Raw genomic sequence first — 21,620 nt, forward strand, 5'->3', positions numbered from 1 at the left:
TTTGGTTCAGACACCACAAAAAAACGGCCTCCCAGGTGGAGGCCGTTTTGCATTCTCACATCCGACTCTGCTTGCGCCGCTTCCATTGCCTGGCCACCCACCAGCGCCAATAGGTCATCACCAGGAAATAGGCCAGGGCACCGAGCGCCAGTCCCGTCACGACCGAGCCCAACAGAAACGGTTGCCACAAGGTCGAGATTTCACCCATGACCCATTCCCAGGTCAGCGAGTCCGGCAGCGTCCGGGCGGGGACGTCCATCAGCCAGGCGCCGGTCTGGTAGGTGCAAAAGAACACCGCAGGCATGGTGATCGGATTGGTCAGCCAGACCAGGCTCACGGCGATCGGCATATTGCCGCGCACGATAATGGCCAGGACTGCCGCCAACAGCATCTGCATTGGAATAGGCAGGAACGCGGCAAACAGACCTACCGCCATGGCACGGGCAACGGAGTGGCGGTTGAGGTGCCACAGGTTCGGGTCATGCAGCAGCGTGCCGAGAAAGCGTAAGGACTTGTGTTCCCTGATGCTCATCGGGTCTGGCATGTAACGTTTGAATAAGCGCCGGGGCATAAGGCTTCTCGGTCGGTCAGGGCGGCAAGTATGTCTGGATTCCATGAACTGCCCATTCAGACTTTGTGACAATTGATAACAGCGCCCACGGGACGAGCGGACTAAGCCTTGGAGGGAACCCTCTAGGACGGACTTATGCGCACAGGGATGATGGCGTTGGCGCTGGGTCTGCTGACCTTGCGTTTTTTACCGGCATTACCGCCGGTCTGGTTGTGGCTGGCGATGCCGGTGGTGGGTCTGATGTTGCTGCCGTTCAGGACTTTTCCGGTGGCGTTTTACTTGTTCGGATTGAGTTGGGCTTGCGCGAATGCGCAGTGGGCGCTGGATGACCGCTTGCCGCCGACGCTGGATGGGGAAACCCGCTGGATCGAGGGGCGGGTCACTGGCTTGCCCCGGCATGACGACGGTGCGGTGCGTTTCGAATTGACCGACATCCAGTCCCGGCGTACCCGGCTGCCGCGGCAAATGCGCCTGGCCTGGTACGGCGGGCCGCCTGTGAACAGTGGCGAACGCTGGCACCTGGCAGTCAAGCTGAAGCGCCCGGTCGGGCTGCTCAATCCGCAGGCGTTCGATTACCAGGCCTGGTTGCTGGCACAACGCATCGGGGCAACCGGGACGGTCAAGCAGGGCGAACGCCTTGCGCCTGCCCAGTGGGCCTGGCGCGATGGAATCCGCCAGCGTTTGTTTACGGTGGATGCCCAAGGGCGAAACGGCGCATTGACGGCATTGGTACTCGGGGACGGCGCCGGGTTGAGTCGTGAAGATTGGCAGGTATTGCAGGACACCGGCACGGTGCATCTGTTGGTGATTTCCGGGCAGCACATCGGATTGCTGGCGGGCGTTGTCTATCTGCTGATCGCCGGCCTGGCCCGTATCGGGTTATGGCCGAAGCGTTTGCCATGGTTGCATTGGGCATGTGGCCTGGCATTCGCCGCTGCGCTCGGTTACGGGATGCTGGCCGGGTTCGGGGTGCCGGTGCGACGGGCCTGCCTGATGATTGGTCTGGTGTTGTTGTGGCGTCTACGGTTTCGTCATCTCGGCATGTGGTGGCCACTGTTGTTGGCACTCAATGGCATTTTGCTGCTGGAGCCCCTGGCGAGTCTTCAGCCTGGTTTCTGGCTGTCGTTCGCTGCCGTGGCCGTCTTGATATTGACCTTTGGCGGTCGCTTGGGGCCGTGGCGTTGGTGGCAAACCTGGACCCGTGCCCAGTGGCTGATTGCAATCGGGTTGTGCCCGTTGTTACTGGCACTGGGGTTGCCAATCAGTCTCAGCGGGCCGCTGGCCAATCTGTTCGCAGTGCCCTGGATCAGTCTGGTGGTGCTGCCACCGGCATTGCTCGGGACGCTGTTGCTGCCGGTGCCCTATGTGGGGGAGAAATTGCTGTGGCTGGCGGGGGGCTTGATTGATGGGTGGTTCAGGGGACTGGGACTCGTCTCCGCTGAGGTTCCCGCGTGGGTGCCCACGGCCGTTCCGCTATGGGCCTGGGTAATCGGTGCCATTGGCGCTGTTCTGCTATTGCTGCCGCGAGGCGTACCGATGCGCCCGCTGGGGTGGCCCATGCTGTTGATGCTGGTTTTCGCGCCACGGCCGATGGTGCAGGAAGGCATGGCTGAAGTCTGGCAGCTGGATGTCGGTCAGGGCCTGGCGATCGTCGTGCGTACCCGTCATCACGCGATGCTGTATGACGCCGGACCACGTTTCGGTGAACTCGACCAAGGGGAGCGGGTGGTGCTGCCGGCGTTGCGCAAACTGGGGGTGAAGGGCCTCGACCTGATGCTGATCAGCCATGCCCATGCCGATCACGCCGGTGGTGCCAGGGCGGTTGCCAAGGGTTTGCCGGTGAACCGGGTGGTCAGTGGTGAGCCGTCGGACTTGCCTGTGGCGTTAAGGGCCGAGCGGTGTGAAAGCGGTCGACAATGGACCTGGGATGACGTCGATTTCCAGCTTTGGCACTGGCCGTTGGCCGAAGACAGCAACCAGAACTCCTGTGTCTTGCTGATCGAGGCCAATGGCGAACGGTTGCTGTTGAGCGGCGACATCGATGCCGCCGCCGAGAAAGCCTTGCTGGACAGTCCGTTGGCCTTGCCCACCGATTGGCTGCAGGCGCCGCACCACGGCAGTCGCACTTCTTCGTCCAACGCCCTGCTGGATGTCCTGCAACCCAAAGGCGCGCTGATCTCCCGCGGCCAGGGCAATTCGTTTGGCCACCCGCATCCAACGGTCATCGCGCGTTATCAAAAACGTGGAATGGCGATCTACGACAGCGTCGAACAGGGTGCCATTCGTCTGCAACTGGGGCGCTTCGAGTCGCCGTGGTCAATGCGCCAGGAGCGGCGTTTCTGGCGCGATCCGCCGCCACTGGAGCAATAAGCGGGCGTTGTTGAACGCCGACCGGATGCGACATCACGGTCTTCGGTGCTTGCACCCCCTATGTTAGAGTGGCGCACTTTTTCGAGGGGACTGTCACTGTGTGGGAATTGGTCAAATCCGGCGGCTGGATGATGCTGCCGATCATTCTGAGTTCCATCGTGGCCATGGCCATCGTCGCCGAGCGTATCTGGACGCTGCGCGCCAGCCGCGTGACCCCGGAGCACTTGCTCGGGCAGGTCTGGGTCTGGATCAAGGACAAACAGCTCAATAAGGACAAACTCAAGGAACTGCGCGCCGACTCGCCTTTGGGCGAGATCCTGGCGGCCGGCCTGGCCAACTCCAAGCATGGTCGCGAGATCATGAAGGAGTGCATCGAAGAGGCCGCCCAGCGGGTCATCCATGAGCTCGAGCGCTACATCAGCACCCTGGGCACCATCGCCGCCATGGCGCCATTGCTGGGCCTGCTGGGTACGGTGCTGGGCATGATCGACATTTTCAGCGCATTCACAGGCTCGGGCATGACCACCAACGCCTCGGTACTGGCCGGTGGTATTTCCAAGGCTCTGATCACCACGGCTGCAGGCCTGATGGTGGGTATCCCCGCGGTGTTCTTCCATCGCTTCCTGCTACGCCGGATCGATGAACTGGTGGTGGGCATGGAGCAGGAAGCGATCAAACTGGTCGAGGTGGTGCAGGGCGACCGCGATGTGGACCTGTCCGGGAGCAAAGCGTGAAATTCCGTCGCAAGCCACGGGAAACAGTGGACATCAACCTCGCGTCGTTGATCGATGTGGTGTTCATCCTGCTGCTGTTTTTCGTCGTGACCACCACCTTCACCCGTGAAACCCAGCTGCGCGTCGATCTGCCGGAAGCGGTCAGCGGCACGCCCGCCGACGATCAAGGCAAGCCTCTGGACATCACCATCAGCGCCGACGGCGTGTTCTCGGTGAACAACCAGATCCTGGCGAAGAGTGACCTGGCCTCGTTGATGGATGCGCTGCAAAAAGAAGCCAACGGCGACACCAACCGGCCGTTGTCCATCAGCGCGGACGGCAAGACCCAGCATCAGTCCGTGGTGACTGCCATGGATGCGGCCGGCAAACTAGGTTTCAGTCACTTGCGCATGACCACTGTCGAGGCGGCGCCTCCCGCGCCCTGATGACCATGTCCGATCGATTGCTCGCCGCGTGGTATGACGGTCATCCAGCCCTGAAGCTGTTACAGCCACTGGAATGGTTGTACCGGCGAGTGGTCATGAACAAGCGCAAGCGCTTTCTGGCGGGTGAGGGCGAGATCTATCAGCCGCCGGTGCCGCTGATCGTGGTCGGCAACATCACCGTGGGCGGCACCGGCAAGACGCCGCTGATTCTATGGATGATCGAGCACTGCAAGCGCAGCGGTCTGCGGGTCGGCGTGGTCAGTCGCGGCTACGGCGCCAAACCGCCGCATTTGCCGTGGCGGGTCGAGGCCGAGCAAAGCGCCGACGTTGCCGGCGATGAGCCGTTGCTGCTCGTCCAGCGCACGGGCGTGCCGTTGATGATCGACCCCAATCGCAGCAACGCCGTCAAAGCCCTGCTGGCCAGTGAGCCGCTGGACCTGATCCTGTCCGACGACGGCATGCAGCACTACCGCCTGGCCCGTGACCTGGAGCTGGTGCTGATTGACGCCGCCCGAGGCCTGGGCAACCGCCGTTGCCTGCCGGCCGGGCCATTGCGTGAACCGGTCGAGCGCCTGCAAAGCGTCGATGCGGTGCTCTACAACGGTGCCGTAGACGACCGCGATGATGGATTTGCCTTTCAATTGCAACCCACCGCGCTGGTCAACCTGCGCAGCGGCGAACGACGTCCCCTCGACTACTTTGACGCAGGCCAGTCTGTGCACGCGGTGGCCGGCATCGGCAACCCGCAACGTTTCTTCAAGACCCTCGAAACGCTACACTGGCAACCGGTTCCTCATGCGTTTGCCGACCACGCCGAATACAGCGTGGAGGCTTTGAATTTCACACCGTCATTGCCGTTGGTAATGACGGAAAAGGACGCGGTGAAATGCCGTGCCTTTGCCGCCGCCGACTGGTGGTACCTGGCGGTCGATGCCGTGCCGTCGACGGCCTTCGTGGCCTGGTTCGACACACAGCTGATGCGCCTGCTGCCGGCTCGTTTGTTGCCTTAACTCCGTTTTTTCCAGGGAATGCTCATGGACACCAAATTGCTCGATATCCTCGCTTGCCCGGTCTGCAAAGGCCCGCTCAAGCTCAGCGCAGACAAGACCGAGCTGATCAGCAAGGGTGCAGGCCTGGCCTACCCGATTCGCGACGGCATCCCGGTGATGCTCGAATCCGAAGCGCGCACCCTGACCACCGACGAGCGCCTGGATAAATGACCACAGCCTTTACCGTTGTCATTCCATCGCGCTATGCCTCCACCCGTCTGCCGGGCAAGCCACTGCTGCTGATCGCCGGCAAGCCGATGATCCAGCACGTCTGGGAACAGGCAAGCAAAAGCAGCGCCGAGCGGGTGGTCGTGGCCACCGACGATGCGCGCATCGTCGAGGCTTGCAAAGGCTTTGGTGCCGAAGTGGTGCTGACCCGTGAAGATCACAACTCCGGCACCGATCGCCTGGCCGAAGTCGCGATGCAGCTGGGCCTGGCGCCCGATGCCATAGTGGTCAATGTCCAGGGCGACGAGCCGCTGATCCCGCCGAGCGTGATCGATCAGGTCGCCGCCAACCTGGCCGCCCATACCGAAGCACGCATGGCCACCCTGGCCGAGCCGATCGAAGACGCGGACACCCTGTTCAATCCCAACGTGGTCAAGGTCGTCAGTGACCTCAATGGCCTGGCGCTGACGTTCAGTCGCGCCACCTTGCCCTGGGCGCGGGATGCATTCGCCGTGAACCCCGAGCAGTTGCCCGAAGGCGTGCCGTATCGCCGTCATATCGGCATCTATGCCTACCGCGCCGGTTTCCTGCAGGATTTCGTCAGCTGGGGTCCCTGCTGGCTGGAAAACACCGAGTGCCTGGAACAGCTGCGTGCCCTGTGGCACGGCGTGCGGATTCACGTCGCCGACGCACTGATCGCGCCGCCAGCCGGTGTCGATACCGCTGAAGACCTTGAGCGCGTTCGTCGCCTGCTGGAGGCGTGATGCGGGTTCTGTTTGTCTGCCTGGGCAACATCTGCCGCTCTCCCACGGCCGAAGGCGTACTGCGACACAAGTTGCGTGAGGCGGGGCTGGCCGACCAGGTCGAAGTCGCCTCCGCCGGCACCGGTGACTGGCATGTCGGCAAGGCGCCGGACAAGCGCAGTCAGGCCGCGGCGAAGCTGCGCGGTTATGACTTGTCCGCCCAGCGCGCGCAACAAGTCAGCCGTGCCGATTTCGCCACCTATGACCTGATCCTGGCGATGGACAACAGCAACCTGCGCAACCTCAAGGCCTTGCAGCCGGCCAAGGGCAAGGCCGAACTCGACCTGTTCCTGCATCGCTACCATTCGCCGGTCGATGAAGTGCCGGATCCGTACTACGACGGCGAACAAGGCTTCGAGCAGGTGCTGGACCTGATCGAGCACGCCAGTGATTTGCTGGTGATCGAATTGAAGGGGCGGTTATGAGTTTGCAGGTTCGATCGCAGGTTTCGCTCAAGCCGTTCAACAGCTTTGGCGTGGATGTCCAGGCCCGGCTGTTTGCCGAGGCCCATAGCGACGCCGATGTGCGAGAAGCGCTGGCCTATGGGCTGCAGCACAAGGTCCCTGTGCTGGTGATCGGCGGAGGCAGCAACCTGCTGCTGACGGCAGATATCGATGCGCTGGTGCTGCGCATGGCCACGCGCGGGATTCGCGTGTTGAGCGATGACGGCAACAAAGTGGTGATCGAAGCGGAGGCGGGCGAGCCCTGGCACCCGTTCGTGCAACACACGCTGGCGCTGGGATTGTCCGGTCTGGAAAACCTCAGCCTGATTCCCGGCACCGTCGGTGCGGCACCGATGCAGAACATCGGTGCCTATGGGGTTGAGATCAAGGATGTATTCGCCGGCCTCACCGCCCTCGATCGCCAGAGTGGCGAACTGCGCGACTTCACCCTGCAAGCGTGCAACTTCGCTTACCGCGACAGTCTGTTCAAGCAGGAACCGGGACGCTGGTTGATCCTGCGTGTGCGCTTCGTCCTCGATCGCTCCGCGCATTTGCATCTGGAATACGGTCCGGTGCGCCAGCGCCTGACCGAACAAGGCATCGAGCATCCGACCGCCAGCGATGTCAGCCAGGCCATTTGCAGCATCCGCAACGAAAAACTGCCAGACCCCGCGGTGCTGGGAAATGCCGGCAGTTTTTTCAAGAACCCCCTGGTGTCAGCGGCACTGGCTGAACGGCTCAAGGGCGAATACCCGGACCTGGTGGCCTATGCGCAACCCGACGGGCAGATGAAGCTGGCTGCCGGCTGGTTGATCGAGCGGGCAGGGTGGAAGGGTTTCCGTGAGGCCGACGCTGGCGTGCATAAATTGCAGGCGCTGGTGCTGGTCAATTACGGGAGCGCAAGCGGATTGCAATTGCTCGATCTGGCGCAGCGCATCCAGAAAGACATTTTCGAACGTTTCCACGTCGAGCTGGAAATGGAGCCGAACAGGTATTAGAGGAGCAGCTTCAAGCTTCAAGCTTCAAGCTTCAAGCTTCAAGCTTCAAGCTTCAAGCTTCAAGCTTCAAGCTTCAAGCTTCAAGCTTCAAGCTTCAAGCTTCAAGCTTCAAGCTTCAAGCTTCAAGCTTCAAGCGGCAAGCGGCAAGCGGCAAGCGGCAAGCGGCAAGCTACAATCCTTGAATTCAGGCTTTCAGCTGTTTTGCTTCTACTTGAAGCTTGCAGCTTATGGCTTGCAGCTAAAAAGCCCTGTCTCAGCAGGGCTTTTTTGTTAATGCTCGGTTAACTCAGTCAGCTAACGATGCACACTCTTGCTCCACCAAAGGCCCGGTGCAGACGCTTGCGTCTGCATAAGAGAGCCCATTAGCCTGAGTCGATCTGCGTGGGACCCACCGAGATCCAGCGGCAGATTGCTCGACCCCATAACTCAAGAAATATTCGGGCGTGCCCATGATTACCCTGAAGCTCAATGGTCAAGACCATCAACTCGACGTCACCGAGGACATGCCGCTGCTGTGGGCGATCCGCGACGTGGCCGGTTACAACGGCACCAAATTCGGCTGCGGCATGGGCCTGTGCGGGGCCTGCACCATTCATATCGAAGGGGCTCCGGCACGCAGTTGCATCACGCCCATCGGTTCAGTCGTCGGGCAGAATGTCAGCACCATCGACAACCTGCATGCCGATCCGATCGGCAAAGTCGTGCAGCAAGCCTGGCTCGACACGGCGGTCGCTCAATGCGGTTTCTGTCAGGGCGGGCAAATCATGTCGGCGACGGCGCTGCTCAAGTCCCATCCGAACCCGAGCGATGAGCAGATCGAAGAGGCGATGGTCGGTAACATTTGCCGCTGCGGCACCTACAACCGCATCAAGACTGCGATCCGCCAGGCCTCCACTCACCTGAAGGAGGCCAAGGCATGAGCCGGTTACCGAATGATTTCGCCCTGAGCAACCTGAGTCATCTCAGTCGTCGAGGCTTCCTCAAAGGGGTTGGTGCTACCAGTGCGTTGGTGCTGGCGGCGAGCTGGGGCTGGCAAGACGCCTTTGCCGAGGACAAAGAGAAAAAGTTTGGCGCTGACGGCATGCCCCACGGCTGGGTCGACGATCCGAAGGTCTATGTGAGCATCGCCGCCGACGGCACGGTGACCGTGATCTGTAACCGCTCGGAGATGGGCCAGGGCGTGCGCACCAGCCTGACCATGGTGGTGGCCGATGAGCTGGAAGCCGACTGGGCGCGGGTCAAGGTACAACAGGCCCCGGGCGACGAAGCACGCTTCGGCAACCAGGACACCGACGGCTCGCGCAGCATGCGCCATTGGTACGAACCGATGCGCCGGTGCGGGGCCGCTGCGCGAGCCATGCTGGAGCAAGCCGCCGCTGACCAATGGAAAGTGTCGGTCGGCGAATGCCATGCGCAACTGCATAAAGTCATTCATAAACCGTCCGGCCGCGAACTGGATTATGCTGCGCTCGCCGCCGCTGCCAGCGCTTTGGCCGTACCGGCGCGCGACAGCCTGCGGCTCAAGCAGCCTTCGGAGTTTCGCTACATCGGCAAGGAGGGCAGCAGGGCCATCGATGGTGAAGACATCGTCAACGGTCGTGCGGTGTACGGCGCCGACGTGCATTTCGACGGCATGCTGTACGCGACCATTGCTCGGCCCGTGGTGTATGGCGGCAAGGTCAAAAGCTTCGATGGCAGCGCGGCGATGAAAGTCCCTGGCGTGGTCAAGGTGGTGCAGATCGAAAGCCGGCCCTTGCCTTCGGAGTTTCAACCGCTCGGCGGTATCGCCGTGGTGGCGAGCAATACCTGGGCGGCGATCAAGGGCCGCGAGGCGCTGAAAATCGAGTGGGACGACGGCCCCAACGCCAGCTACGACTCGATCGCCTATCGCAAGGAGCTGGAAGCGGCCTCGCTCAAGCCCGGCAAAGTGGTGCGCAATACCGGCAATATCGACGAAGCGATGGCCAGCGCCGCCAGCACACTGGAAGCCTCCTACTACTTGCCACATTTGTCACAGTCACCGATGGAACCGATGGTCGCCATTGCGCGATTCAAGGACGGTGCGTGCGAAGCCTGGGGGCCAAGCCAGGCGCCGCAAGTCACCCGGGAACGGATCGGTGAACGCCTGGGCCTGCCGATCGACAAGGTCACCTTCAACGTGACCCTGCTGGGCGGTGGGTTCGGGCGCAAGTCCAAGCCTGACTTCATCATCGAAGCGGCGATCCTCGCCAAGGAGTTCCCCGGCAAGGCGGTGCGGGTGCAATGGACCCGCGAGGACGACATCCACTGTTCCTACTTCCATACCGTGTCGGCCGAATACCTCAAGGCCAGCCTGAGCAAGGATGGCCTGCCATCCGGCTGGTTGCACCGTACGGTGGCGCCGAGCATTACCGCGTTGTTTGCGCCGGGCATGAACCATGAGGCAGCGTTCGAACTGGGCATGGGGTTCACCAACATGGCCTATGCGATCCCCAACATTCGCCTGGAAAACCCCGAGGCAACGGTGCATACCCGGGTCGGGTGGTATCGCTCGGTGTCGAACATTCCCCACGGCTTCGCGATCCAGAGCTTTATCGATGAACTGGCGCACAAGGCCGGGGAGGATCCGCTGAAGTACCAGATCCGATTGCTCGGCCCGGATCGCCAGATCGATCCGCGTACCTTGAGTGACGAGTGGAACTACGGCGAATCCCCCGAGCGTTATCCGATCGACACTGCGCGCTTGCGCACGGTACTGGAGACCGCCGCCAAAGCCGCGGGTTGGGGGCGTGAGTTGCCCAAGGGGCGCGGCCTGGGCCTGGCGGTGCATTACAGCTTCGTGACCTATGTGGCGGCGGTGATCGAGGTGGAAGTCAAAGACGATGGCACGCTGGTGGTGCACAAGGCCGACATCGCCGTCGATTGCGGACCGCAGATCAATCCCGAGCGGATTCGTGCACAGTTCGAAGGTGCCTGCGTCATGGGCCTGGGTAATGCGGTGCTGGGGGAAATCAGCTTCAAGGACGGCAAGGTCCAGCAGGACAACTTCCACATGTACGAAGTGGCGCGCATGTCCCTGGCGCCAAGAGAGGTGGCTGTGCATCTGGTGACACCGCCGGGCGACGTGCCATTGGGTGGCGTGGGGGAGCCGGGCGTGCCACCGATTGCGCCGGCCCTGTGCAATGCGATCTTTGCCGCGACCGGCAAGCGCATCCGCAACCTGCCGGTTCGTTATCAGCTATCGGGCTGGCAGAAGGCCGGAGCCTGATGGACAGCGCCGATCTGAACGTCCTGCGCAGTGTGCTGCAATGGCATCGCGCCGGTCAGCGAGTGGTGTTGTACAGCGTAGTCGAAACCTGGGGCACCGCGCCCCGGGCACCCGGCGCCATGCTGGCGTTGCGTGAAGACGGCATGGTGATTGGTTCGGTCTCGGGCGGGTGTGTCGAGGATGACTTGATCGCCCGGCTTCGCGACGGTCGCCTTGCGCTTGATGGGCCACCGGTGCAATTGATCACTTACGGCGTGACTCGCGAGGAGGCCGCACGTTTCGGCTTGCCCTGCGGCGGCACCTTGCGCTTGACCGAGGAGCGTATCGACGATGGGGATTGGGTCGAGCAATTGCTCGCCCGTTGCGAGTCCCATGAAATCGTTGCCCGTAAACTGAACCTGGTCACCGGTGAAGTGCTTTTGCAACCGGCCGGCAACGCTGATGTGTTGACGTTTGACGGCCAGACCTTGCGTGCGATCTATGGCCCACGCTGGCGCTTGCTGCTGATTGGTGCGGGGCAGCTGTCACGTTATGTGGCGGAAATGGCCCGATTGCTGGACTTCGAGGTGCTGATTTGCGATCCGCGCAGCGAATTCGTCTACGGCTGGGAGGAGCAGCACGGACGATTCGTTTCGGGCATGCCGGACGAGGCTGTGTTGAATATCCAGACGGATGAACGCACGGCCATTGTCGCCCTGACCCATGATCCGCGCCTGGACGACATGGCGCTGCTCACCGCCCTCGACTCCAGGGCTTTTTACGTGGGGCGCTGGGGTCGCGGGTCAACAGCCGCAAGCGCCGGGAAAACCTGGCTCAACTGGGGTTGTCGCAACCGGCGATTGAGCGCTTGCATGGTCCCATCGGTTTGCACATCGGCAGTCATAATCCTGCGGAAATTGCCTTGTCGCTCATGGCGGAAATCGTGGCGGTCAAAAACGGCGTCGAACTGAAACAGAAAAGAAACTTGCAGGAGAAGGTATGAGCGGATCCATCGGCGTCATTGTCCTGGCGGCGGGGCAGGGCAGCCGGTTTCGTCAAGTGGCGGGCACAGACAAGGATAAATTGCTCGCTGATTGTATCGGACGTGATGGTGCGGTTCGGTCCGTCATTGAGCACACGCTGGTGAATCTGCCGGTCGTAGCGGGCAAGCGCGTAGTGGTGACGACCCCTGATCGCCCGCAGGTTGTTCGCATGGCTCAGGCCTATGGTTGCGAGGCAGTGCTGATCGAGTCAACGGGAATGGGCGACAGCATTGCCGCTGGAGTCGCTGCCTGCAAGCAGCTCGATGGCTGGCTGATGGTGCTGGGTGATATGCCGTTCATCCTGCCGTCCAGTATCGAGCAAGTGTTGGCCGGTATTGGAAAGGACGTGATCAGCGTGCCCGTGCAGGGTGGTGAGTACGGGCATCCGGTCGGGTTTGGAAGGGGCTTCGCGGCGGGGTTGATGGCGCTATCGGGGGATCGTGGCGCCAAGCCACTGTTTGCCCAGGGGCGGGTGGTGGAAGTGCCCGTGGATGATCCCGGTGTGTTGTGGGATGTGGATGTGCCGCAGGCGTTGGTCTTCAAACCAGCCTAGTTCCTCAGATCCGCCTGGAATCCCTGTAGGAGCGAGCATGCTCGCGATGGAGGTCAACGAAAACGCGGGGAACCTGATGCCCCGCGGTGTAGCGTCCACCATCGCGAGCATGCTCGCTCCTACAGGGCGTGAAGCCTTGAGGCATGAAAAAGCCCCGCCTGGATCACCAGGCGGGGCTTTTTGTCAGCCGTCGGAATCAGACGAGAGGTTTAGGCTCGTGTTCTTTTTCCTGGGCTTGCTCTACCGCTTCCTGAACGGAGCGCGGCGCTTCGTGGATCACCGACTCAACCGGCTCGGCAGCCACTTCAGCGGCTGGGGCAGGAGCTGCCTCAACCACTTCAGCGGCAACCTGTGCAGGTTCGGCAGCGACAACCGCTTCAGCAGGCGTGGCAGCGGCAGCCAGTTCGGCTTCCTTCTGCAGACGCTCGGCTTCACGCTTGCGACGACGCACTTCGCGTGGGTCGTTAGGTGCACGGCCACTTGGCGTCAGGGCGCTGACAGGAGCGGCCTCGACGACTGGAGCAGGCGCTTCGGCAACGACCGGGGCTTCAACGACTGGCGCTTCAACCACCGGCGCTGGAGCCGGTTCCGCAGCGGCGACCACCGGCTCGGAAACCATGGCTTCAGCGGCAGGTGCAGCTGCTTCAGCGACAGCTGGCTCGGCCACCCAGTTGAAAGCGGTTTGCTCCTCGCGGACCTCACGCACGGTTTCAGTCACGGCTTCAACAACCGCTTCTGCAACCACCGCAGGCGCCTCAACCACTGGAGCTGGTTCCGCGGCCGCTTCAACGGCGGGCTGTGCGACTGGCGCTGGTGCTACTTCGATTTCCGGCGCTGCAGTGATTTCGATCGGTGTGGTCGCTTCCACGGCTGGTGCTTCGACTGGAGCGGTTTCCAGGGTCGCGGCAGTGGCGCGTTCGGCTTGCACGTTGGCTTGCGCTTCAGCCGGAGCGCTGATCACGCTGCCGGCAACGGCTGCGGTGACAGCCAGGCCGGCGGCCAGATCGGCAGCGCTTGGCGCTTCGGCGTTTGCGCCGGACTCGGACTCTTCCGAACCTTCGATCACGTTGCCGTTGGCGTCACGCTGACGCTCGCGACGGTTGCTGCGACGACGCTGGCCACGGGAGCGGCGGCGCGGGCGATCGCCTTCGGCGCTTTCCTGACCGTCTTCCGGCAGTTGCTCTTCGGTGGAGGTCGGTTCTTCTTCAGTCGCGGCTGCGGCAGCCTGCTCGGCGCGTGGCTGACGTTCTTCACGCGGTGGGCGTGGAGCGCGTTCTTCACGTGGCGGACGAGCTGGACGCTCTTCAGCGGTAGCCGCGGCGGCCGGAGCGGCATCCAGAGGCTCGCGCAGTTCGCGAACGCGTTCTTCGCGCTCGCCACGTGGCTTGCGATCTTCACGCGGAGCGCGCGGTGCACGTTCTTCACGAGGCGCGCGTGGTGCGCGTTCTTCGCGGGCTACTGCCGGAGTTTCTTCACGGGATTCGCGTGGCTCCCGGACTTCGCGAGGCTGACGCTCTTCACGCGGTTCACGTGGTGCGCGTTCTTCACGCGGTGCACGCTCTTCCCGTGGCTTGCGCTCTTCATCGCGACGACCGTTACGGTTGCGGCTTTGCTGACGACCGTTGCGGCGCTCTTCGTTGCGGGCCGGGCGCTCGGCGACTGGTTTTTCAACCACAACCGGCGCAACAGGCTCTTCCTTGGTGGCGAACAGGCTCACCAGCGACTTCACCAGGCCTTTGAACAGGCTTGGCTCCGGTACGGCAGCCGGAGCCGGGGCTGGCGCGGCAACTTCGGTCGGAACCGGAGCGTTGGCGCGGGCCGGCGCCGTCTTGACCGCCGCTTCCTGGCGAACCAGGGTGCGGGTCGCAGCGGCTGGCTGGAGGTCTTCCACTTCGGCAGCGGCAGCGGCGATTTCGTAGCTGGACTGGTTGGTGGCCGCTTCCGGGCTGTCGTCACGCAGGCGCTGCACTTCGAAGTGCGGTGTCTCGAGGTGATCGTTCGGCAGGATGACGATGCGGGCGCGGGTGCGCAGTTCGATCTTGGTGATCGAATTGCGCTTTTCGTTGAGCAGGAACGCAGCCACCGGGATCGGCACCTGTGCGCGAACTTCGGCGGTGCGGTCTTTCAGGGCTTCTTCTTCGATCAGGCGCAGGATCGCCAGGGACAGCGATTCAACGTCACGGATGATGCCGGTGCCGTTGCAACGCGGGCAGACGATGCCGCTGCTTTCGCCCAGGGAAGGACGCAGGCGCTGACGGGACATTTCCAGCAGGCCGAAGCGCGAGATGCGACCGACTTGCACGCGAGCGCGGTCGGCTTCCAGGCATTCGCGGACTTTCTCTTCCACGGCGCGCTGGTTCTTGGCCGGGGTCATGTCGATGAAGTCGATGACGATCAGGCCGCCGATGTCGCGCAGGCGCAACTGACGGGCGATTTCTTCGGCGGCTTCAAGGTTGGTTTGCAGCGCGGTTTCTTCGATGTCGCTGCCTTTGGTGGCGCGTGCCGAGTTGATGTCGATGGACACCAGGGCTTCGGTCGGATCGATCACGATGGAACCGCCGGAAGGCAGTTCGACCACACGCTGGAACGCGGTTTCGATCTGGCTTTCGATCTGGAAGCGGTTGAACAGCGGAACGCTGTCTTCGTACAGCTTGATCTTGCTGGCGTACTGCGGCATCACCTGGCGGATGAAGGTCAGGGCTTCGTCCTGGGCTTCGACGCTGTCGATCAGCACTTCACCGATGTCCTGGCGCAGGTAGTCGCGGATCGCGCGGATGATCACGTTGCTTTCCTGGTAGATCAGGAACGGCGCGGCGCGGTCCAGCGAAGCTTCCTTGATGGCGGTCCACAGTTGCAGCAGGTAGTCGAGGTCCCACTGCATTTCTTCGCTGCTGCGGCCAAGGCCGGCGGTGCGCACGATCAGACCCATGTCGGCCGGGGCAACCAGGCCGTTCAGGGCTTCACGCAGTTCGTTGCGCTCTTCGCCTTCGATGCGACGGGAGATACCGCCGGCACGCGGGTTGTTGGGCATCAGTACCAGATAACGACCGGCCAGGCTGATGAAGGTGGTCAGGGCGGCGCCCTTGTTGCCACGTTCTTCTTTTTCCACCTGAACGATGACTTCCTGGCCTTCGCTCAGGACTTCCTTGATGTTGACGCGACCTTCGGGGGCTTTCTTGAAGTATTCGCGGGAGATTTCCTTCAGGGGCAGGAAGCCATGGCGCTCGGAGCCGAAATCGACAAAGGCTGCCTCAAGGCTTGGTTCGATGCGAGTAATCCGGCCTTTATAAATGTTGGCCTTCTTCTGCTCGCGTGCACCGGACTCGATGTCCAGGTCGTAGAGGCGCTGGCCATCTACCAGTGCAACACGCAACTCTTCGGGTTGAGTTGCGTTAATCAGCATTCTTTTCATGTAGTACCGTCGGTTTCCGGGCTGCCGGAAACGGCGTTCGGCACACACGACTTCTCACGGTCGGTGTCAGGTGCGTCGGGAGTGGCTGGCCATTTCCCGTGTCCAGCGAAGTCCGGCCAATGTGGGCCTTCATCGCGACGTACGCGTCCTGCTTGCTGTGGCTACTTAAGCACTCAGTCAGGAGGAGGAATCAACCAGCGGCTGTGGACGAGATGAAGCGTCTTGAGAAAGCCTGTTGCTACACAGTCCGGCGGTTGTGCATCTCCACCCTACACGTATCCCTGATAATTCGGGTGCTGCCGCGCGCAGAATCCGCAGCGGGTTGGCATTTACCGTGAGCTCCGAAAGGGGAGGTCACGCATCATGGCTAATTTAGGCGTTGTTTCCGATGCTTTCGCTCGGGGTCATTCGCAGCTGACTGCACTTTGTGAACTGGCCGTGAATATGGCTCGCAAAACGAGTGGAGCACTCTGCTTTGTGGCGTGATTCAGGCCTCATGTCACCTGCGCTCGTTACACCTGCAAACTCCACCGTTACGTAGCGAAAGCCCCGTAGGACGGCCTCGCGTCCTGGTGAATTGCGTTGGTCAGGGTCGGTTTTTGACCGTTGGTCCGCTGTCCAGGCCGCTTTTGGCGGCGTTCGCGACTATAGCAGCAATGATTAAGTGCTTCAATTCCATAAAAAATTGTTATCATCCGCGGCATGACGACGACTACCCCCCCGACTCCAGGCGTGCAAATGCTTGAGGTCTCGCCGGAATATGCCGGCCAACGTATTGATAATTTCCTTCTCGCCCGACTCAAAGGCGTGCCCAAGACCTTGATTTACCGCATTTTGCGCAAGGGCGAAGTGCGCGTGAACAAGGGGCGGATCAAGCCTGAGTACAAGTTGCAGGCGGGCGATATCGTGCGCGTGCCGCCGGTACGCGTGCCTGAGCGCGACGAACCGGTGCCGCTGGCACAGGGCCTGCTGCAGCGGCTTGAAGCCTCGATTGTCTTTGAAGACAAGGCGCTGATCGTGATCAACAAGCCTTGCGGCATTGCCGTTCACGGCGGTAGCGGCCTGAACTTCGGCGTGATCGAAGCCTTTCGTCAGTTGCGCCCCGATTGCAAAGAGCTCGAACTGGTTCACCGCCTCGATCGTGATACGTCCGGCCTGTTGATGATTGCCAAGAAGCGCAGCATGTTGCGCCACTTGCACACCGCGTTGCGCGGTGATGGCGTCGACAAGCGTTATATGGCGCTGGTCCGCGGTAACTGGGCGAGCTCGATCAAGCAAGTCCGTGCGTCTCTGGGCAAGAGCAATCTGCGCTCCGGTGAGCGCATGGTCGAGGTCGACGAGGAGGAGGGGAAGGAGTCCGTGACCGTGTTCAAGGTCCTGCGCCGCTTCGGCGACTTTGCCACCATGGTAGAAGCCAAGCCGATTACCGGTCGGACTCACCAGATCCGCGTCCATACCTTGCACGCAGGGCATTGCATCGCAGGCGACACCAAGTATGGCGACGAAGGTTTCAGCAAGGAAATCCGCGACCTGGGCGGCAAGCGCCTGTTCCTGCACGCCTACATGCTGACCGTGCCGCTGCCCGATGGCAGTGAGTTGAAGTTGCAGGCCCCGGTGGACGAAATGTGGGCCAAAACCGTGGAGCGATTGAGTGCGCCCATCTGATTACAAGCTGTTGATCTTCGATTGGGACGGCACGCTGGCCGACTCCATAGGCCGGATTGTCGAGGCGATGCATGTTGCCTCGCGGCGGTCCGGTTTTGAGCAGTGCGACGATTTTGCCGTCAAGGGCATCATCGGTCTGGGCTTGCCGGAAGCGATCCGCACTCTGTACCCGGAGATTGGTGACGCCGAGTTGATTGCGTTCCGCGAGCACTATGCTGAACACTACATTGCGTCGGAGGCTGTGCCCTCGCCGCTGTTCGAGGGGGTGGTCGAGTCGCTCGAGGCATTTCGTGCCGAGGGCTATCATCTGGCTGTGGCGACCGGCAAGGCCCGTCGCGGGCTGGATCGGGTGTTGAAATCCCATGGCTGGGAGGATTATTTCGATATCACCCGTGCTGCCGACGAGACCGCCAGCAAGCCTCATCCGTTGATGCTCGAGCAGATTCTCGCTCATTGCGAGGTCCGGCCGGAGCAGGCGTTGATGGTCGGTGATTCGTCCTTCGATTTGCAGATGGCGCGCAACGCCGGCATGGGCTCGGTGGCTGTCAGCTATGGTGCTCAATCGATCGATGCGTTGAAAATGTATGAGCCGCGACTGGCTATCGACCGCTTTTCAGAATTGCATGCCTGGCTGAGTCAGCAGGCTTAACCGGTTGTTTTTTGGGTGGATGACATGACCGACGAATGGAAGGCGCCCGCCAAGGCGAGCGCAGAGAGCGGTGACGACAAAAGCTGGAAGCTGCTGGAAAAGACGCTGCTGGCCAGCGTGCAGGAACAGCGGCGGTCCCGTCGCTGGGGAATATTCTTCAAGCTTCTGGTTTTTGTCTATCTGTTCGGCGCCATTGTCCTGTTTTCGCCGCTGATGGATATGGAAAAAGCCGCTACCCGCAGCGCCCATTACACGGCGCTGATCGATGTGACGGGCATGATTGCCGACAAGGAACCGGCCAGCGCGGACAATATCGTTGGCAGTCTGCGCGCGGCTTTCGAGGACGAAAAGGTCAAGGGTGTCATCCTGCGTATCAATAGCCCGGGAGGCAGTCCGGTGCAATCGGGTTACGTCTATGACGAGATCCGTCGCCTGCGCGGTCTGCACCCGGATACCAGGCTGTATGCGGTCATTTCCGATCTGGGGGCTTCCGGTGCTTACTACATCGCCAGTGCGGCGGATCAGATCTATGCCGACAAGGCGAGTCTGGTCGGCTCCATTGGTGTGACGGCGGCCGGTTATGGGTTTGTCGGCACCATGGAGAAGCTGGGGGTCGAGCGCCGTACGTACACGTCTGGCGAGCACAAGTCGTTCCTCGATCCGTTCCAGCCGCAGAAGCCTGAGGAAACCGCCTTCTGGCAGGGTGTGCTGGATACCACGCACAAGCAGTTCATCAATAGCGTCAAGCAGGGGCGGGGTGATCGTCTGAAGGACAAGGAGCATCCGGAGCTGTTTTCCGGCCTGGTCTGGTCCGGCGAGCAGGCGCTGTCGCTGGGGTTGATCGATGGGTTGGGCAGTGCCAGTTATGTGGCTCGTGATGTGATTGGTGAGAAAGAGCTCGTGGACTTTACTGTTCAGGAGTCGCCATTCGACCGCTTCTCGAAAAAGCTCGGTGCCAGCGTGGCCGAGCATTTGGCGATGTGGATGGGTTTTAACGGTCCGTCACTGCGCTGATTCTGAAGTGATACTGGAAAACCGGCCCGAGTGGCCGGTTTTTTGGTATTGCGGTTCAGGGTATTTGCACGCCTTCGGCCAGCAACATGTCGATCAGGCGAATCAGTGGCAAGCCGATCAGGCTGGTGGCGTCAGGCCCCTCGGTGCTGCGAAACAGGCTGACCCCCAGGCCTTCGGCCTTGAAGCTGCCTGCGCAGTCGTAGGGTTGCTCTGCATGCAGGTAGCGTTCGATGCGAGGGGCATCGAGTGGGCGCATGTGGACGGTGAACGGCACGCAGTCGACCTGGCAGTGCCCGCTCCGGGTGTTGAGCAAGGCCAGGCCGGTGAGGAATGTCACGCTGGCGCCACTGGCGGCCAGCAGTTGTTCACGGGCTTTTTCGAAGGTGTGGGGTTTGCCGATAATCCGCTCTCCCAGCACGGCGACCTGATCGGAACCGATTATCAGATGAGCGGTATGGTTGTCGGCCAGGGCGCGGGCTTTCTCTTCGGCGAGGCGCTTGACCAGTTCGATGGCGGACTCGTCCGGACGATGGCTTTCGTCGATATCCGGCGAGCTGCACGTAAAAGGCAACTGCAGGCGGGCGAGCAATTCCCGGCGATAGGCCGAGCCGGAAGCGAGTAATAAAGGCAGCATGCGCGTCTCCATAAGGCAGGTGCGAATTCTAGCGAGGCTTCCAAGTGACGCACAGGGCTGAATTTCCTTTGACATGGGCGGGTGCATCCCTATAATGCTGCGCCTATGTTGAATGACCCGATTCCACCTCACGTTGACCCGCGCAAATTGGCTGATCGTGGCACCACCCTTCAAGGTGAAATGCTGCTGGCCGATTTGGAGAGACTCTGCGACCCGCTTTCCGACAATGTCGGTACGGTGCAGGCTAAATTCGTTTTTGAACGAGATGAACGTAAATCTGTGGTTATCCACAGCTTTATCGACACTGAAGTCAAAATGGTTTGCCAGCGTTGTCTTGAGCTGGTCACCCTGCCGATCCATAGCGAATGCAGTTACGCTGTGGTGAAGGAGGGTGCGAATACCCAGTCGTTGCCGAAAGGTTATGACGTGCTGGAACTGGGCGAAGATCCTTTGGATCTGCAGTCACTGATCGAGGAGGAGCTTCTGCTCGCCTTGCCCATTGTGCCTGCTCATCATCCGGAAGAATGCCAGCAGCCGGCGGGAGCAGATGAGCCCGAGCCGAGCGAGGACGAGGTAACGCGGTCCAACCCGTTCAGTGTATTGGCGCAGTTAAAGCGTGACCCAAACGTTTAGGAGTTAATCAATTATGGCTGTTCAGCAGAACAAAAAATCCCGCTCTGCCCGTGACATGCGCCGTTCGCACGACGCTCTCGAGGCTAGCACCCTGTCTGTAGAAAAAACCACTGGTGAAGTTCACCTGCGTCACCACGTATCGCCAGAAGGCGTATACCGTGGTCGTAAAGTGATCGACAAGGGCGCTGACGAGTAATCACTTGTCCGCTCAAGTCATCGCGATTGACGCAATGGGCGGGGACTTCGGTCCCCGCAGCATTGTCCAGGCCAGCCTCGCTTGCCTGTCTGCTACGCCCTCGCTGTACCTGACCCTCGTTGGTCAACCCTCCCTACTTGAAGAATTGATCGCTGGCCATTCGGCTGTGGATCGCGCGCGCCTGTCGATTGCTCCGGCGAGCGAAGTCATCGCCATGGACGAAAAGCCCGCCCAGGCCTTGCGTGGCAAGCCTGACTCGTCGATGCGCGTGGCGCTTGAGTTGTTGCGTGACGGCAAGGTCCAGGCCTGTGTCAGTGCCGGCAATACCGGCGCGCTGATGGCGTTGTCGCGGTTCGTGCTCAAGACTCTGCCGGGCATTGATCGTCCGGCCATGGTGGCGGCGATTCCGACACAAAAGGGTTACTGCCAATTGCTCGACCTGGGGGCCAATGTCGATTGCAGTGCCGAGCACCTGCTGCAGTTTGCGGTCATGGGGTCGGTTGCCGCAGAAACCCTCGGCATAGTGCGCCCGCGGGTAGCGTTGCTGAATATCGGCACCGAAGACATAAAGGGCAATCAACAGGTCAAGCTGGCTGCCACCTTGCTGCAGGGCGCTCGTGGTATCAACTACATCGGTTTTGTCGAGGGTGACGGTTTGTACCGTGGTGAAGCCGATGTGGTGGTCTGTGACGGCTTTGTCGGCAACATCCTGCTCAAGTCGAGCGAGGGGCTGGCGACCATGATTGCCGGGCGCATCGAAACGTTGTTCAAGCAAAGCCTGTCGTCACGCATGGTGGGGGCATTGGCCTTGCCGTTGATGAAGCGTTTGAAGGCGGATCTGGCGCCTGCGCGGCATAACGGTGCCAGCTTCCTCGGTTTGCAGGGAATTGTCGTGAAAAGTCACGGTTCTGCTGGGGTCCAGGGCTTTCAGAGTGCAATTTCCCGTGCCTTGATCGAGATCCAGGAAAACCTGCCCGAACGCATACACGGCCGTCTGGAGGATTTGTTGCTTTAGGTGTTTTCGTCGGACAATG

General features: G+C 61.3%; 20 protein-coding genes and 1 pseudogene. 18 read left to right on the plus strand and 3 right to left on the minus strand.

Features of this window, described 5'->3' with window-relative positions; all coding sequences use genetic code 11:
* Positions 1-55: 55 nt before the first annotated feature.
* Entirely contained in the window at positions 56-571 is a 516-nt protein-coding gene (locus CAG47_RS10750; protein WP_085724843.1) for a DUF2062 domain-containing protein, read from the minus strand.
* A 135-nt stretch (positions 572-706) separates the two neighbouring features.
* Between CAG47_RS10750 and CAG47_RS10755 the strand changes: the two genes are divergently transcribed.
* The 12 genes and pseudogenes from CAG47_RS10755 to CAG47_RS10810 all read left to right on the plus strand — a co-directional run bounded on the left by CAG47_RS10755 (position 707) and on the right by CAG47_RS10810 (position 12,383).
* Complete coding sequence (locus tag CAG47_RS10755; protein WP_085724844.1) at positions 707-2,941, plus strand: DNA internalization-related competence protein ComEC/Rec2; 2,235 nt, start codon at positions 707-709, stop codon at positions 2,939-2,941.
* Positions 2,942-3,039: 98 nt separating this feature from the next.
* The gene (locus CAG47_RS10760; protein ID WP_085724845.1) at positions 3,040-3,675 is read left to right on the plus strand and encodes a MotA/TolQ/ExbB proton channel family protein; all 636 of its coding nucleotides are present in this window, start codon (positions 3,040-3,042) and stop codon (positions 3,673-3,675) included.
* Entirely contained in the window at positions 3,672-4,100 is a 429-nt protein-coding gene (locus CAG47_RS10765; RefSeq protein WP_085724846.1) for a biopolymer transporter ExbD, read from the plus strand. Before CAG47_RS10760 ends, CAG47_RS10765 begins: the two co-directional genes overlap by 4 nt.
* Complete coding sequence (lpxK, locus tag CAG47_RS10770) at positions 4,100-5,110, plus strand: tetraacyldisaccharide 4'-kinase (protein ID WP_085724847.1); 1,011 nt, start codon at positions 4,100-4,102, stop codon at positions 5,108-5,110. Before CAG47_RS10765 ends, lpxK begins: the two co-directional genes overlap by 1 nt.
* Positions 5,111-5,134: 24 nt before the next feature.
* The gene (locus tag CAG47_RS10775; RefSeq protein ID WP_003179363.1) at positions 5,135-5,320 is read left to right on the plus strand and encodes a Trm112 family protein; all 186 of its coding nucleotides are present in this window, start codon (positions 5,135-5,137) and stop codon (positions 5,318-5,320) included.
* Positions 5,317-6,081, plus strand: a complete 765-nt coding sequence (gene kdsB / locus CAG47_RS10780; RefSeq protein ID WP_085724848.1) for a 3-deoxy-manno-octulosonate cytidylyltransferase — start codon at positions 5,317-5,319, stop codon at positions 6,079-6,081. Before CAG47_RS10775 ends, kdsB begins: the two co-directional genes overlap by 4 nt.
* Entirely contained in the window at positions 6,081-6,545 is a 465-nt protein-coding gene (locus CAG47_RS10785) for a low molecular weight protein-tyrosine-phosphatase (RefSeq protein ID WP_085724849.1), read from the plus strand. The genes kdsB and CAG47_RS10785 overlap by 1 nt, the downstream gene beginning before the upstream one ends.
* A complete protein-coding gene (gene murB / locus CAG47_RS10790) occupies positions 6,542-7,561 on the plus strand; it encodes a UDP-N-acetylmuramate dehydrogenase (RefSeq protein WP_085724850.1) in 1,020 nt (339 codons plus the stop codon). Before CAG47_RS10785 ends, murB begins: the two co-directional genes overlap by 4 nt.
* A 449-nt stretch (positions 7,562-8,010) precedes the next feature.
* Positions 8,011-8,481 (plus strand): (2Fe-2S)-binding protein, encoded by a 471-nt coding sequence (locus CAG47_RS10795; RefSeq protein ID WP_085724851.1) that lies wholly within the window; start codon positions 8,011-8,013, stop codon positions 8,479-8,481.
* Entirely contained in the window at positions 8,478-10,808 is a 2,331-nt protein-coding gene (locus CAG47_RS10800; protein WP_085724852.1) for a xanthine dehydrogenase family protein molybdopterin-binding subunit, read from the plus strand. Before CAG47_RS10795 ends, CAG47_RS10800 begins: the two co-directional genes overlap by 4 nt.
* A pseudogene (locus CAG47_RS10805) lies at positions 10,808-11,790 on the plus strand (XdhC family protein). Before CAG47_RS10800 ends, CAG47_RS10805 begins: the two are co-directional and overlap by 1 nt.
* Positions 11,787-12,383: an NTP transferase domain-containing protein gene (locus CAG47_RS10810; RefSeq protein ID WP_085724853.1), complete on the plus strand. Its 597-nt coding sequence runs from the start codon at positions 11,787-11,789 to the stop codon at positions 12,381-12,383. Before CAG47_RS10805 ends, CAG47_RS10810 begins: the two are co-directional and overlap by 4 nt.
* A 196-nt stretch (positions 12,384-12,579) precedes the next feature.
* Here CAG47_RS10810 and rne read toward each other — a convergent pair whose 3' ends face one another.
* Entirely contained in the window at positions 12,580-15,795 is a 3,216-nt protein-coding gene (rne, locus tag CAG47_RS10815; RefSeq protein ID WP_085724854.1) for a ribonuclease E, read from the minus strand.
* Between the two features lie 702 nt (positions 15,796-16,497).
* Between rne and rluC the strand changes: the two genes are divergently transcribed.
* From rluC to CAG47_RS10835, 3 genes are read left to right on the plus strand one after another with little or no spacing between them, the layout of a single operon-like run.
* On the plus strand, positions 16,498-17,460 hold the full coding sequence (gene rluC / locus CAG47_RS10825; protein ID WP_085724855.1) for a 23S rRNA pseudouridine(955/2504/2580) synthase RluC: 963 nt from the start codon (positions 16,498-16,500) through the stop codon (positions 17,458-17,460).
* Entirely contained in the window at positions 17,447-18,109 is a 663-nt protein-coding gene (locus CAG47_RS10830; RefSeq protein ID WP_085724856.1) for an HAD-IA family hydrolase, read from the plus strand. The genes rluC and CAG47_RS10830 overlap by 14 nt, the downstream gene beginning before the upstream one ends.
* 24 nt (positions 18,110-18,133) lie before the next feature.
* Positions 18,134-19,123: a S49 family peptidase gene (locus tag CAG47_RS10835; protein WP_085724857.1), complete on the plus strand. Its 990-nt coding sequence runs from the start codon at positions 18,134-18,136 to the stop codon at positions 19,121-19,123.
* Between the two features lie 55 nt (positions 19,124-19,178).
* Here CAG47_RS10835 and CAG47_RS10840 read toward each other — a convergent pair whose 3' ends face one another.
* Positions 19,179-19,757, minus strand: a complete 579-nt coding sequence (locus CAG47_RS10840) for a nucleoside triphosphate pyrophosphatase (protein WP_085724858.1) — start codon at positions 19,755-19,757, stop codon at positions 19,179-19,181.
* 105 nt (positions 19,758-19,862) lie between these two features.
* Between CAG47_RS10840 and CAG47_RS10845 the strand changes: the two genes are divergently transcribed.
* Genes CAG47_RS10845 through plsX form a run of 3 tightly spaced genes read left to right on the plus strand, consistent with a single transcriptional unit; the run spans position 19,863 to position 21,601 of the window.
* On the plus strand, positions 19,863-20,390 hold the full coding sequence (locus CAG47_RS10845; RefSeq protein ID WP_007942001.1) for a YceD family protein: 528 nt from the start codon (positions 19,863-19,865) through the stop codon (positions 20,388-20,390).
* Positions 20,391-20,403: 13 nt separating this feature from the next.
* Positions 20,404-20,586, plus strand: a complete 183-nt coding sequence (gene rpmF, locus CAG47_RS10850) for a 50S ribosomal protein L32 (protein WP_003179396.1) — start codon at positions 20,404-20,406, stop codon at positions 20,584-20,586.
* A gap of 4 nt (positions 20,587-20,590) precedes the next feature.
* The gene (plsX, locus tag CAG47_RS10855) at positions 20,591-21,601 is read left to right on the plus strand and encodes a phosphate acyltransferase PlsX (RefSeq protein WP_085724859.1); all 1,011 of its coding nucleotides are present in this window, start codon (positions 20,591-20,593) and stop codon (positions 21,599-21,601) included.
* The last annotated feature ends 19 nt before the right edge of the window (positions 21,602-21,620 follow it).

This window comes from Pseudomonas sp. R37(2017) (genome assembly GCF_002113375.1).
Taxonomy (GTDB): Bacteria; Pseudomonadota; Gammaproteobacteria; order Pseudomonadales; family Pseudomonadaceae; genus Aquipseudomonas.